12 protein-coding genes are annotated in these 13,400 nt (G+C 63.0%); 6 read left to right on the forward strand and 6 right to left on the reverse strand.

Going from position 1 to position 13,400, the window contains the following annotated elements; genetic code table 11:
- Positions 1 to 160: 160 nt before the first annotated feature.
- A complete protein-coding gene (locus FJ423_RS28400; RefSeq protein WP_140846223.1) occupies positions 161 to 904 on the reverse strand; it encodes an ABC transporter ATP-binding protein in 744 nt (247 codons plus the stop codon).
- A gap of 7 nt (positions 905 to 911) precedes the next feature.
- A complete protein-coding gene (locus FJ423_RS28405) occupies positions 912 to 1,781 on the reverse strand; it encodes an ABC transporter permease (protein ID WP_246680339.1) in 870 nt (289 codons plus the stop codon).
- Between the two features lie 316 nt (positions 1,782 to 2,097).
- On the opposite strand from FJ423_RS28405, the gene FJ423_RS28410 reads away from it, so the two are divergent.
- The 3 genes from FJ423_RS28410 to FJ423_RS28420 all read left to right on the forward strand — a co-directional run bounded on the left by FJ423_RS28410 (position 2,098) and on the right by FJ423_RS28420 (position 5,676).
- Complete coding sequence (locus FJ423_RS28410) at positions 2,098 to 4,131, forward strand: nucleoside-diphosphate sugar epimerase/dehydratase (protein WP_181174932.1); 2,034 nt, start codon at positions 2,098 to 2,100, stop codon at positions 4,129 to 4,131.
- Positions 4,132 to 4,224: 93 nt separating this feature from the next.
- A complete protein-coding gene (locus FJ423_RS28415) occupies positions 4,225 to 5,136 on the forward strand; it encodes a glycosyltransferase family 2 protein (RefSeq protein WP_246680340.1) in 912 nt (303 codons plus the stop codon).
- Positions 5,137 to 5,139: 3 nt separating this feature from the next.
- Positions 5,140 to 5,676 carry a sugar transferase gene (locus tag FJ423_RS28420; RefSeq protein WP_140846225.1) on the forward strand — a complete coding sequence of 179 codons (537 nt, stop codon included), beginning with the start codon at positions 5,140 to 5,142 and terminating at the stop codon, positions 5,674 to 5,676.
- Positions 5,677 to 5,689: 13 nt separating this feature from the next.
- On the opposite strand, the gene FJ423_RS28425 is transcribed toward FJ423_RS28420, so the two are convergent.
- Positions 5,690 to 6,634, reverse strand: coding sequence for an NAD-dependent epimerase/dehydratase family protein (locus FJ423_RS28425; RefSeq protein WP_140846226.1), 945 nt, complete (start codon positions 6,632 to 6,634; stop codon positions 5,690 to 5,692).
- The gene (locus tag FJ423_RS28430; protein WP_140846227.1) at positions 6,631 to 7,923 is read right to left on the reverse strand and encodes an O-antigen ligase family protein; all 1,293 of its coding nucleotides are present in this window, start codon (positions 7,921 to 7,923) and stop codon (positions 6,631 to 6,633) included. Before FJ423_RS28430 ends, FJ423_RS28425 begins: the two co-directional genes overlap by 4 nt.
- Positions 7,924 to 8,371: 448 nt before the next feature.
- Between FJ423_RS28430 and cysD the strand changes: the two genes are divergently transcribed.
- Genes cysD through cysQ form a run of 3 tightly spaced genes read left to right on the forward strand, consistent with a single transcriptional unit; the run spans position 8,372 to position 12,004 of the window.
- Positions 8,372 to 9,277 carry a sulfate adenylyltransferase subunit CysD gene (gene cysD, locus FJ423_RS28435; RefSeq protein ID WP_224707448.1) on the forward strand — a complete coding sequence of 302 codons (906 nt, stop codon included), beginning with the start codon at positions 8,372 to 8,374 and terminating at the stop codon, positions 9,275 to 9,277.
- Between the two features lie 2 nt (positions 9,278 to 9,279).
- On the forward strand, positions 9,280 to 11,217 hold the full coding sequence (gene cysN, locus FJ423_RS28440; protein ID WP_181174933.1) for a sulfate adenylyltransferase subunit CysN: 1,938 nt from the start codon (positions 9,280 to 9,282) through the stop codon (positions 11,215 to 11,217).
- 7 nt (positions 11,218 to 11,224) lie between these two features.
- Complete coding sequence (gene cysQ / locus FJ423_RS28445) at positions 11,225 to 12,004, forward strand: 3'(2'),5'-bisphosphate nucleotidase CysQ (protein ID WP_181174934.1); 780 nt, start codon at positions 11,225 to 11,227, stop codon at positions 12,002 to 12,004.
- A 116-nt stretch (positions 12,005 to 12,120) separates the two neighbouring features.
- Here the strand turns inward: cysQ and FJ423_RS28450 are convergent, their stop codons facing one another.
- Positions 12,121 to 12,417, reverse strand: a complete 297-nt coding sequence (locus FJ423_RS28450; protein WP_140846230.1) for a DUF982 domain-containing protein — start codon at positions 12,415 to 12,417, stop codon at positions 12,121 to 12,123.
- Between the two features lie 200 nt (positions 12,418 to 12,617).
- On the reverse strand, positions 12,618 to 13,400 hold a 783-nt coding region (locus FJ423_RS28455), incomplete at its 5' end, for an amylo-alpha-1,6-glucosidase (RefSeq protein WP_348642939.1).

Raw genomic sequence — 13,400 nt, forward strand, 5'->3', positions numbered from 1 at the left:
TGTTCGCCTGCAAAGCATTCGAAAATTCAGATGATTCTAATATAAAGCAACCGAGAATACTTGCATCGCGGAAACAGCGGAAGCCAGAACCGCATGCACAACTATTCAGATTCCGGCTCGGTCGCAACAGGCTGGCGTCATTTTGGGGAACGCTGTGGGCCTAGGGGCTGGCCAATGCCGCTTCGGCAGACCTGATCGGGATCGCCGTCAGCGACTCCACTCGACCGCCTTTGAGGGTCAGCCGCTTCGTACACACGCTTTGAATAAGACCTTCGCTGTGGCTCGCCAGAACGATGATGCCTGCCTTTTCGGCTAGTTCGTCCATGCGCCTCTTGGCCTTTTCCTGAAAAGAAGCATCACCTGCCCCGATCCATTCGTCCATCAGCAGGATTTCCGGTTCAAGCGCTGTCGCCACCGAAAAAGCGAGCCGCGCCGCCATACCCTGGCTGTAAGCCTTGAATGGAAGGTCGATGAAATCGCCGAGCTCGCTGAAGGCAATGATGTCTTCCATCTTTTCTTCGATCTCCGCTTCCGACCATCCGTTGATCAAGCCTCGCAATACGATATTCCGGCGGCCCGTCGCTTCGCGGCGAAATCCGATGTTGATGTTGAAAAGGGCATCGACCTTACCTTCGATCGTGATGTTTCCTCCGGAAGGCTCGTAGATGCCGTAGAGGACCTTCAGCAGTGTTGTCTTCCCTGCTCCGTTCGGTCCGACAAGGCCGAGCCGGTCGCCTGCCTTCAGTTCGAAACCGACGCCATCGAGCGCCTGAACGAACTGCTTTCGGCCAGAACCTTCAATTCTGCCGCCTGTCGGGCCCAAACGCCGATCCGGCGCCGAAAGCGTTAGTTTTTCGTGCAGCTTGTAGACCAGGCTGACATTGTCCAACTTTATGGAAACCATCACAAACTCAAATCAAAAAGACGACTTGGCGGCGATATTTGCCAAGCAGCAGCAACGCGATCGCCCACATGACCAAGGCGGTGATGCCGGTGACGGCGAAGGCGTTGCTCGGAAACTCGCCAATGAGGATCGGAGTACGCGCAACGTCCAGGAAGTAAGTGAAAGGATTCCAGAGATATGCATATGTCTGTATGGCGTCTTGCCTGTTATAAACCCAGAAGACAGGTGTAAAGAACATTCCAACGCGCATCAGATTGCCGACGATGAATTCGCTGTCCGGGAAGAATGCGCCGGTAAACGCAAAGACCGTGATGAGGGCTGGTGTAGTCAACAGGATCAACAGCAGTCCCGCAAGCGACCACAGCCACGCAGGCGTCAGCGACGGCCCGCTAATCAGCAGGATGATGACACATCCGACAACTGCATAGCCGGCCCGTATCGCCGACTGTATCGTCAGCCGCATCACATAGACGAACAATGGCAGCGTCGTGCCTTCGATGAAGCTCTCTTCGCGCTTAAAAAGCGGCACGCTCAGGGAGATGACCTCCATGAGGTAAAACCATACCATAAGGCCGATGGCAACGTAAGCAGCGTAACCTGCCGCATCTTTGCCAGCCGGCTGGAACACGAAAACGAATGTTCCCGCGAAAGCGAGATAGTTCACCAGCAACCAGAGCGGCCCGAGCGTGGTGCGCCGATGCTGGTCTCCGATATCTTCATGGGCCAGGGCGATCCATACCCTTCGCAGCTTCATGGCTCTGAATATGTCGTCGAAGGCGCCGTTCAGTGCCGAAATCATCGTTGTGGTGCCACCGCTATTGTTCTGGTGATTTGTCTCTCGCCCCTCACGTCCGCCGTGCACCTCTTTCATGGCCATTGCGACAAGCTTATGGCAGTGTGCTGTGGCTTAGTGAAGCCGGATCGTCACATCGTGACATTTATTAGCCTTCCCTGTTGGGTATCTGACAGTTTCTCTGAACGACTGGCAGTCCAGCCTGAGTTATTGCGGCTTCAAGTCAAATCATCCGCACAATCGAATATCGCCCAAAAAACCTCTAGCCCTCCCGCCCTCTCCGCGCTAAGGCGGTAACGGGTGACGGGGTTGGGGATTGCAATCTGAAGTGGCGGTGGGCGATGTGTTTTGTCCGCGGCCGTTCTGATAGTATCACCGCGCCTGGAGTCAGTACTGCCCAATGACCGCATACGTAGAAGCCGTATCGGAACTCCGACCGAGGATGCGGCGCGCCATCATCATGGTCCAGGATCTCGTCATGGTCCTGGTCGCGGTGGCGCTTAGTCTCATCCTGTCGCAGTCGCGGCTTTCTTTCGACGCGTTCTCCGTCGGCGGGCTGGCCTGCTGGGCGCTCATCGTGCTCATCGCCCATCTGTTGTTCCGATCCAGCGGCCTCTACAACACCGTCTGGCGCTTTGCCTCCACGCCCGACTTCTTCAACATCCTCAAGGGCTGCGGCAGCCTGACGGTGGTGCTCTATCTGGCCTCGCTGGCCTTCCGTTTCTTCTTCCAGCCGGTCGCCGGCCTCAACGAGCGCCAGTTCATCGTCTTCTTCCTGGTCTCCTTCACTATTATCTCCGCACCCAGGCTTTATTATCGCTTCCTGCGCGACGGCGCGAGCTGGCGCATCCTGCGCCGCGCCGCCGGCGATGCCTCGACCAAGCAGGCGCTGTTCATCGGCCGGCTGGGCGAGGCGGATCTGATCGTGCGCTTCACCCGCACGGCCCAGCCCGCCGAATACGCCATCGCCGGCATCATGGCCACCGAGAGCGCCGCGCCGCTCGGCACGCGGATCCAAGGCGTTCCGGTCGTGGCGCTGCGACCGCGCCTGGTCGAGGTGCTGGAAGACTATGTCAAAGGCACGCAAAGCCTCGACCTCCTGATCTTCGGCCAGGGGGTCGAGCGCGAGATCGAAGACTATGCCGAGCTGGTGCGCGTCGCCCGCCACAGCGGCATCGCCGTCGTCCAGTTTGCCGGCCTGTCGGAACTGGGGCAGGGCGGCAAGCTGGTTCTCGATGCCGTCGAGATGGAAACCATCATGCGCCGTTCGGCGGTCGCCACCGATACCACGCGCATCGGCGCCTTCGTCGGCGGCAAGCGCGTGATGGTCACCGGCGGCGCCGGCTCCATCGGCCGCGTGCTCGTCAAGCGCGCGCTGGAGCTGGGCGCCGAGGCGGTGCTGGTGGCCGACAATTCCGAATTCGGCATTTTCCAGCTCGATCAGCAGACCGACGACGCCGACCGCGACCGGCTGACCAGCCGCATCGTCGACGTCGCCGACCGGCCCCACATGACGCGCCTCGTCAGCGAATTCAAACCCGCGATCATCTTTCATGCCGCGGCGCTGAAGCATGTGCCGCTGCTCGAGGAGAACTGGGAAGCGGCGATCGAGACCAATGTCTTCGGCACGCTCGCCTGCGCCGAGATCGCCGCCGAATGCGGGGTGCCGCAGTTCCTGCTGATTTCCAGCGACAAGGCCGTCGACCCGACCTCGGTGCTGGGCGTCACCAAGCGTGCGGCCGAACAGATCGTGTCCTCGCTGCATGAGGCCCAGGCGGCCTCGCCGCCGCCGCGTGCCGGCGCGGCGAACGGCCATGCCGGCCCCGTCGATCTGCGTCATTCGGGCACGAAATTCATCGCCGTGCGCTTCGGCAACGTCTTCGGCTCCAACGGCTCGGTGGCGACCGTCTTCCAGGCGCAGATCGAGGCCGGCGGGCCGGTCACCATCACCGACCGGCGCATGACCCGCTATTTCATGACCATGGCCGAGGCCGTCGACCTCGTCATTATGTCGGCCGCCGATGCCGAGCAGCGCCAGGGCAAGGACGACTACGCCATCTACATGCTCGACATGGGCAAGCCGGTGCCGATCCTCGAAGTCGCCGAAACCATGATCCGCATGGCGGGCAAAAGTCCCTATACCGATATTCCGATCCGCTTCACCGGCATCAGGCCCGGCGAGAAGCTGCACGAGACGCTGCACGCCGAGAACGAGGAGGTGGTCAAGCTCGACACCGCCAAGATCTTCGGCCTCAGGACCGGCGTCGTCGAATGGCCGAGGATCGAGGCGGCCCTGCCGGCGCTGGCGGCCGCGATGCAAGCTCGCGACAAGACCGCGGCACTTGCCATCCTGGCCGGGCTCTATCGGGCGGAAGAAGACATGGGCGGCGTGCGCGAAGAGGCGGTGCCGAAAGCGGCCGGGCAGGTCGGTTAAAACTTTGCCGCGGGCCCGCAATTAGATATTGAAAACCTTTCAAGCACCTCGCGGGCAAGTGATTCCAAAGCCGTGACCAGAAAAGATCAGCGCGTGGCCGTTCTCATGGGCACGAAGGATGGCGCGGCCTATATCGGCGAACAATTGGAATCCTTGGCGACGCAATCCTGGCCGCTCGTCGATCTCTGGGTCTCCGACGACGGCTCGTCGGACGCCACGGCCGCGATCGTCGAGGCGTGGCGATCCCGCTGGACCAAGGGGTCGCTGACACTTTTGCAGGGCCCGCGAAGGGGCTTCGCCGCCAATTTCCGCTCCATGATCCTCGATCCGCGCATCGATGCCGACTGCTACGCCTTTTGCGACCAGGACGATGTCTGGGAGCCGGATCGGCTGGAGGCCGCCATCCGCTGGATGGAGGGAGAGGACATGGAAACGCCGCTCCTGTTCTGCTCGCGCACAGCGACTATCTCTGAGGCCGGTGCTCCGGCCGGCTACTCGCCGCTCTTTCGCCGCCCGCCGTCCTTCCGCAACGCGCTGGTGCAAAGCATCGCCGGCGGCAACACCATGCTCTTCAACCGCAAGGCGCGCGACCTTCTGGCAAAAGCGTCAGCCAGAACCGAATTCGTCAGCCATGACTGGTGGGCCTATCTCATCGTCACCGCCGCCGGCGGCAAAGTCCGCTACGAGCCGCGGCCGCTGGTCAGATACCGCCAGCACGCGGCAAACCTCGTCGGCGCCAACGTTTCATGGAAAGCGAGGTTTTCAAGGCTGGGCCGTCTGTTCAAGGGCCAGTTCGCCACCTGGACGGACACCAATCTGCGCGGCCTAGCCGTCAACCGCGATCTCATTGCACGCGATGCAGCACTTTGCCTTCGCCTTTTCATCAGGGCACGTAAGGGCAATGTCTTCAGGCGTTTCAGCCTGCTCGGCAAAAGCGGCGTCTACCGGCAGACATTCATGGGCACGCTCGGGCTCTATGTCGCTTTCCTCTGGCGCCGGATCTGAGCCATGACGGCAAAGCGCGCGCTCGACCTGGCGGTCGCCGTTCCGATGCTGGCGCTGGCGTCGCCGGTCCTGCTTGTCGCGATGCTGGCGATCCGGGCGACGTCGACCGGCCCCGCCATCTTCTCGCAGATCCGCGTCGGCCGGGGAGGAGCCCTCTTCGCCTGTCACAAGCTGCGCACCATGTATCGGGAAACCCCTTCCTTGCCCACCCACGAGGCGCCGTCCGGTTCGGTCACCGCGGTCGGCAAGGTTCTGCGCGCAACCAAGATCGACGAACTGCCGCAGCTCTGGAACGTGCTGAAGGGCGAAATGAGTCTTGTGGGTCCTCGTCCATGCCTGCCGACGCAGGCGGAACTGATCGAACGGCGCAAGGAACTGGGCGTGCTGGCAGCACTTCCAGGCATCACAGGGTTGGCGCAGGTCAAGGGCATCGACATGTCCGATCCAAGACTTTGCGCGGAAACCGATGCGGCCTACGTCAAAGCCGCCTCGACCGGCCTGGACCTCAAGATATTGCTGGGCACGTTCTTCCGCTCATAGAGCGGTCCACCGCTCACGGAAGCGGCGAACGGCTCCTCTGTCGCGCCAGTTCTTCAAGCCGGCCGAGTGTGTCGGCCTCCCGTTCCCAGCCTTTCGACGCAAGCAATGACGAATCGCAGATCTGCGTCGCCACCAGCGCATGCCACGCGGCCTGTCTGCCGCTGAGCGTGGCCAGCATCCGAAACGGCCAGGCCGGCATGGGAAGAAGCCGGGGCGGGCGGCCGTATCCGCGCCGGAACGCGGTGACGATTTCGGACATCGCAACCGGCGAAGCATCGCCCAGCACATAAGTTGGGAGCGGCGCCGTGGGACGGCTCAAAAGATGCGTCACGGCGCCGGCCACGGCGTCATGCGAGACGAGCGAGCGAACCGCCGTCAGAGCGGCTGTCGGCAGCGGCAGGCCGGTGGCGGCCAACCGCATCAGCCCGCGCAGATTTCCCTTCATGCCTTCGCCATAGACCGGCGGCAACCGCAGCGCCGTCGCGCCGGCGCGTCCGGCCGTTGCAAAAGCCTCCAGCATTGCGATCTCGCCCTCGCGCTTGGAGCGCCCGTAGGCGCATTGCGGGGCAGGGGGCGTGGCCTCGTCGATCGTGCCGCTGAACCTTGCGCCCACCACGGCGCGAATCGAGGAGAGATAGACGAAGCGCCCGTCGATGCGCGTGGCGGCGGCCTGGGCGAGCTGTCCGGTCAGCGTCACGTTGACGGCTCGCAAGTCGGCCGCGCCGGCGCTGCGGTCATTATTGAGCGCCGCGCAGTGGACGACATGCGTCACGTCACGCATCAGGGTCAGAAAGGCCTCCTGCGGTGCATCGGCAGCGGGCAGCGCGACGGCATCGTCCTCGCCTGCCAGCCGCTGCGACAGGCGCGATGCGATCCGTATGTCGAATCCGGCCTCGCCCAACCGGCTGACGATCCGGCGTCCAATGAAGCCCGTCGCGCCGGTGACCAGGACCTTCATGGTTGCGGGCTGGCGCCCGGCGCCATGGTGGGCGCGCTTTTTCCGGTCGGTTCTATCGTCCGCCCGGAAGCGAGGTAGGTCCCCGAGATCAGGAACACCATTAGCGTCGCGTCGAGGATATCGTGGCCGACCAGGATTCCGGCCATTCCGCCGGTGAGATAGGTGATGACGGCGACAAGGATCATCGTCGCGCCGAACCTCTCCACCGGATCGGCGCTGCGGCGCAGCGTCCGTGCCGCATTCCGTGCGGCAACGACGAAGATCGACGCCAGGCCCAATGCCCCCAGCAGGCCGGCCTCGACCAGCGCCGTCAGGAAGCCGTTGTGGAAATGGCTGAAACCCTGCTGTAGGCCGAACTGGTTCTGCAAGCCGTGCTTCATCAGCGCCCGGCTTGCCGAGATGCCGTGGCCGAAAATCGGCATCTCGCGAAACGCGGCAAAACCGATTTCCCACATCGCTACGCGCAAGCCGAGCGCGGTCGAATGGTCGCCATTGGCATTCAGCGCATCCCAGTCGCTGACCAGGAAATCGGCCCGGTCCAGGATGACGCGAGAGCCGATGGCGGCAATCACAAGGGCGACCACGACGCCGATCGCGACGAAGCGCGCCACGCTGGCGCCGGTAAACCGGCGGCGGTTGATGAGAAGCACGACGATGCCGGCAATCGGCACGGCCACCCAGATCATGCGCGATCCCGAATAGACGATCGCCAGGGCTCCGGCTATCGCTGCCAGGACCAGTAGCTTCCAGCGTTTCTCGATGCCTGACAGCGCGCCGGCAAGGCATGTCACGGCGGCAAGGCACGTGACGGTAGCGAAGACGATTGGATTGCCGGCGCCGCCCTCCGCCCTCACACCGAGCCGGTGGGACTGGAACACGGCCATCGCGAGCGCGCCGAAGCAGGCCGCGGTGCTGGCCAGAATGGCGATGCGTGCCAGCGCGGTCTTCTCGGTGATGCTCCACGTCGAATAGGAGAGGGGGAAAAGCAGGAAGGTGATCAACGGCAGGAAGAACCGCAAATCGGCAGCCAGCGTGCCGTTGACGATCGAAGCGAGAACCATCGCCGCGCAATAGGCATAGATCGCCGCCGTGACGGCGAGCATCGGCCGGTCGATATTGAAACGTCGCCGCTTCGCGGCCACCAGCATCGCCGACCACACGCCACCGGCATTGAAGGCGATGCTGACCAGCGATCCAAGCACCGGCGGCGAAAAAAAGCAGATGATCGAGAAATAGATGTTGATCTGTGCGGGCGTGAGATGGCGCCGGAGCGTTGTAGACGGGTTCAAATGCTTGCTTCGCAATTTCCAGGTTGCGCCCGGATCCATGGAGCCAGCCAAAGGCCGCCTCGCCGGTCTCCGTTTGCCGCGCCTTGCCCGTACCCCGAGCCCATATAGCGGCTGGCGCCGATCCGCGATAGTGCGGTCGACAATGTTGCGACAGAAATCCCCCGGTCTGGCGAGGATCGGGGAACTCAGGAATTGTCTAGGCGCCACGGCTTTTCCCGCTAAGCGTTTTCGATGGCTCCGGCAGGATTTTCCGCTTTGCCGGGCGTGTTTGGAAAATTCGTTCTCCAATCACCGCGCGCCGTGCCGGTCTTGCATTGTTATCGGCGGCACCGATCTGTTAGAACGCCCGCACGAAACAGTTTGTCCGAAGTGAAATCTGCGCCTGGGCGGCATTGCCCCTGCGATGCAAGATTTCCGCTCCACGGCACGAGAGAACGCTCGACGCTCCATGAATATCGCGCTCACGCATCTGCAGCGGCTCGAGGCCGAATCCATCCACATCTTCCGCGAGGTCGCGGCGTCTTTCTCCAAGCCGGTGATGCTCTATTCGGTCGGCAAGGATTCTTCCGTGCTGATGCATCTGGCAATGAAGGCCTTCTATCCGGCCAAGCCGCCTTTCCCGTTCCTGCATGTCGACACCACCTGGAAATTCCGCGAGATGATCGCCTTTCGCGATCAGATGGCGCAGAAGCTAGGCTTCGACCTTTTGGTCCACGTCAACGAGGACGGCGTGCGCGACGGCATCAATCCGTTCGACCATGGTTCCAACACCCACACCCATGTCATGAAGACGGTGGCGCTGCGCCAGGCGCTCGACAAATACGGTTTCGACGCCGCTTTCGGCGGTGCCCGCCGCGACGAGGAGAAGTCGCGCGCCAAGGAGCGCATCTTTTCCTTCCGCAACGCCCAGCACGCCTGGGACCCGAAGAACCAGCGGCCGGAAATGTGGAAGATCTTCAACACCCGCATCGCGCCGGGGGAATCGATCCGCGTCTTTCCGTTGTCCAACTGGACTGAGCTCGATATCTGGCAGTACATCCTGCAGGAGAACATCCCGATCGTGCCGCTCTATTTCGCCAAGGAGCGGCCGGTTGTCGAGCGCGACGGCATGCTCATCATGAAGGATGACGACCGCATGCAACTGCATCCCGGCGAGGCGGTCGAGAACCGCCTGGTGCGCTTCCGCACGCTGGGCTGCTATCCGCTGACCGGCGCGATCGAGTCGGATGCCGACACGCTGGAAGCCATCGTCGGCGAGATGTTGACCGCACGCACCTCCGAGCGCCAGGGCCGCCTTATCGACCGCGACGAGGCCGGCTCCATGGAAAAGAAGAAGCGCGAAGGGTATTTCTGATAATGCGCCACATGATGGCCAAGAGCCTCGCCCCGACCGATTCGATCCGCGACTACATGGCCGCGCAGGAGAAGAAGTCGCTGCTGCGCTTCCTCACCTGCGGCTCGGTCGACGACGGCAAGTCGACGCTGATCGGCCGGCTGCTCTCCGACACCAAGCAGATATTCGAGGACCAGCTCGCCGCGCTCGAAAAGGATTCGCGCAAGCACGGCACCACCGGCGACGACATCGACTTCGCGCTGCTGGTCGACGGGCTGGAGGCTGAGCGCGAGCAAGGCATCACCATCGATGTCGCCTACCGCTTCTTCGCCACGCCGAAGCGCAAGTTCATCGTCGCCGACACGCCCGGTCATGAGCAGTACACGCGCAACATGGCGACCGGCGCCTCGACCGCCGATCTCGCGATCGTGCTGATCGACGCGCGCCAGGGCGTGCTTCGCCAGACCCGGCGTCACTCCATCATCGCCTCGCTGCTCGGCATCCGGCATATCGTGCTTGCGGTCAACAAGATCGACCTCGTCGGCTTCGACAAGACGGTGTTCGACCGGATCGTCGCCGACTACGGCGAATTCGCCAAGGAACTGGGCTTCATGAGCGTCGCGCCGATCCCGATGTCGGCGCGCTTTGGCGACAACGTCACCGGCCGCTCGGAGCGCACGCCCTGGTATTCCGGGCCGTCGCTGATCGAGCATCTGGAAACCGTGTCTGTCGACGAGGCCGCCGTCGAGCTGCCGTTTCGCTTCCCCGTCCAGTATGTGAACCGTCCGAACCTCGATTTCCGCGGCTTTGCCGGCACCATCGCCTCGGGCACCGTCTCTGAAGGAGACGAGGTCGTCGTCGCGAAATCCGGCAAGGCGTCCCGAGTCAAGCGCATCGTCGCGCAAGGCGGCGACCTCGAGCAGGCGGTCGCTGGCCAGGCGATCACGCTCGTCCTCGAGGACGAAGTGGAGGTATCGCGCGGCAACTTGCTGGTGTCGCCGGCCGCGCGTCCGCAGGTCGCCGACCAGTTCGCCGCCAACATCGTCTGGTTCGACGAGCAGGCGCTGCTGCCCGGCCGCTCCTACATCCTGCGCACCGAAACCGACCAGGTGAGCGCGACTGTCACCGACCTGAAATACCGGGTCAACGTCAACGATTTCGCGCATGAGGCGGCGAAGTCGCTCGACATCAACGAGGTCGGCGTCTGCAACCTGTCGACGCGCGCGCCGATCGCTTTCGATCCCTTCGCCGAAAATCGCACCACCGGCGCTTTCATCCTGATCGACCGCATCACCAACGCCACCGTCGGCGCCGGTATGATCCTGCATTCGCTGCGCCGTGCCGAAAACATCCACTGGCAGTCGCTCGATGTCGGCAAGCGCGGCCGTTCCGACCTGAAGAACCAGCGTCCGGCAGTGTTCTGGTTCACCGGGCTCTCCGGCTCAGGCAAGTCGACCATCGCCAATCTGTTCGAGAAGAAGCTGTTCGCGTCCGGCCGTCACACCTATATCCTCGACGGCGACAATGTCCGCCACGGCCTCAACCGCGATCTCGGCTTCACCGACGCCGATCGTGTGGAAAACATCCGCCGCGTCGCCGAGGTGGCCAAGCTGATGGCCGATGCCGGCTTGATCGTCATCGTCTCCTTCATCTCGCCCTTCAGCGCCGAACGGCGCATGGCGCGCGAACTGATGGCCGAGGGCGAGTTCGTCGAGGTGTTCGTCGACACCCCGTTCGAGGAATGCGCCCGCCGCGATCCGAAAGGCCTCTACGCGCGCGCCTTGAGCGGCGAGATCAAGAATTTCACCGGCGTCGATTCTCCCTATGAGGCGCCGGAGAACCCGGAAATTCACCTGAAGACTCTCGGCAGGAGCCCGCAGGAGATGGCGGAAGCCTTGGAACGCTGGCTGACCGAGCGCGACATTGCCGAGGAGCAGTATGACAATGGCGGCGGTATCTGACGAGGCGATGCTCGGCGTCTTCGAGCGCCTGGCGCTGGAAGCGGGGCGCGAGGTGATGCGCGTCTTCCATGAAGGCTGCGCCGTCGACAGCAAGGCCGATTCTTCGCCGGTGACGGAAGCCGACCGCGAAAGCGAGAAGATCATCCTGGCCGGCCTGCGCGCCGCCTATCCGGACATCCCCTGCGTGGCCGAGGAGGAGGTCGCAGCGGGAATTGCAACGCCTGATCTCGACGGCGCCTTCTTCCTGATCGATCCGCTCGACGGCACCAAGGAATTCGTCAACCGCCGCACCGATTTCACCGTCAACATCGCGCTGGTCCGCCATGGCGTTCCGGAAGTCGGCGTCGTTTTCGCGCCGTGCACGGGACGCTTTTTCTCCGGGCGACCCGGCAAGGCCGAGGCGCTGGAGGTCGATGCCGACTATCGCATCGCCGGCCGCCGGCCGATCACGGTGCGGGCAGGGGGCACGCCGCTCGCGGTCGTGGCAAGCCGCTCGCACAACACCCCGGAAACCGAGGAATTCATCCGCAATCTCGGCGCCGCGGAGATCGTTTCGATCGGCTCGTCATTGAAATTCTGCCTGCTCGCCGCGGCGGAAGCCGACGTCTATCCGCGCTTCGGCCGCACCATGGAATGGGACACGGCCGCCGGCGACGCAGTGCTGCGCGCCGCCGGTGGCATGACGCGCACGCTGGACGGCCAGCCGCTCGTCTACGGCAAGCGCAACCAGGCTAGCGACGGCGATTTCGCCAATCCGCATTTCATTGCGCGAGGGAAGGGCGCGTAGCCTCGCCGCTTGAGGGGGAAGGCCGGCAGGTCAGAAGGGGATCGGCGCCCAGGTTTGCGTTTCGCTCCGGCGCGATTCGTCGCAAGCTGCCCCTGACGAGGAGGCCTTTCGCAACCTCACAAGAGGTCTGCGTTGCTGATCTTTGGCCCAGTCATCCACGGCGGTGCTGTGGGCACGTCCTCGATGACGCCAACCTTGCGGGCCCAAGTCGTAAAGGCCTTGTGCGCGGCCTCGACTGGTTTCCGACCGTCATAGGCCGAGTAGCACGCCTCGCAGGCCGCCGCGTGAAGCAGGCCGCGTCTCTCCACAGGCCATTCTTCCAAAAACTCAATGGCATCCATCACGCAGTCGATCTTTTGGATGTAGCCATTCTCCCCTACGAAAACTGACTGCTTGAAAGCATCACTTTCCATAGTGACCTCCCTTCAACAACTGACCCCGTTGGTCATTTCCGCAGATGCACCGCTAATATTCGAACACCTGCACGCCCGGCTGGGGACAAGAGAAAAGATTGGAAGCAGCTCTTTTCAGTTCAAGAGGAGCCTGCGAGACATCACCAGCAGCACCTGGATGCTACAGTGAGCATCGATAGCAGGCCCTGCTGTCCCGGTTGCTAAGAGCGAACGACCAGCGGCACTAGGCCCTCGTGCCGCTCGCCGAGATAGCAGACGACCCGGTCACCGACGCGCTGGAAATTGAGGTCGACCTTCGCCTCGCCCACGGTTAAGTGCCGGATGACGATGTTGTCGATGCCTATCGGCAACCGTGGGCGTTCGACATTGATCTCGCGCTTCCAACCATCGATGCGGATCCCCAGGCAGGCCTGCAGCATCATGAACGCGGAACCGGCCGACCATGCCTGCGGCAGACAGGCGACGGGATAGGCGATCGGCGCATCCCCGATCGCCCGCGTAAAGCCGCAGAACAGCTCCGGAAGCCGCATATTGAGCCGGACCGCCGCCTCGAACATGCTGCTCATAAGCTTCACGACGCTGGAGCGCTCCTGGTAGCGGGCTAGGCCGGCGGCACAGATCGCCGTGTCATGCGGCCAGATCGAGCCGTTATGATAAGACATCGGATTGAACGGAATCTCATCGTCGGCCAAGGTGCGAACGCCCCAACCGCTGTGCAGATGCCCCGACAGCAACTGCTCGGCAATTGATTTCGCCCGTTCTGCCGAAGGCAGCCCAACATAGAGCAGGTGACCCGCGTTGGAGGCGCGCACCGCGCATTGCCTTCCTTCTCCATCGATTGCCAAAGCGTAGAAATTGCGGTCCGGCATCCAGAACCGGGCCTCCACTGCGCTGCGTATTTTTTCTGCCATGGCGCTCCAGTGCGCCGCCTTGGCGGCGTCTCCGCGCTTGGCTGCCAAGGCAGCCATGCCTTGATAGGCTGC

Origin of the sequence: Mesorhizobium sp. B2-8-9, from assembly GCF_006439475.1 — a bacterium.
Classification (GTDB): domain Bacteria; phylum Pseudomonadota; class Alphaproteobacteria; order Rhizobiales; family Rhizobiaceae; genus Mesorhizobium.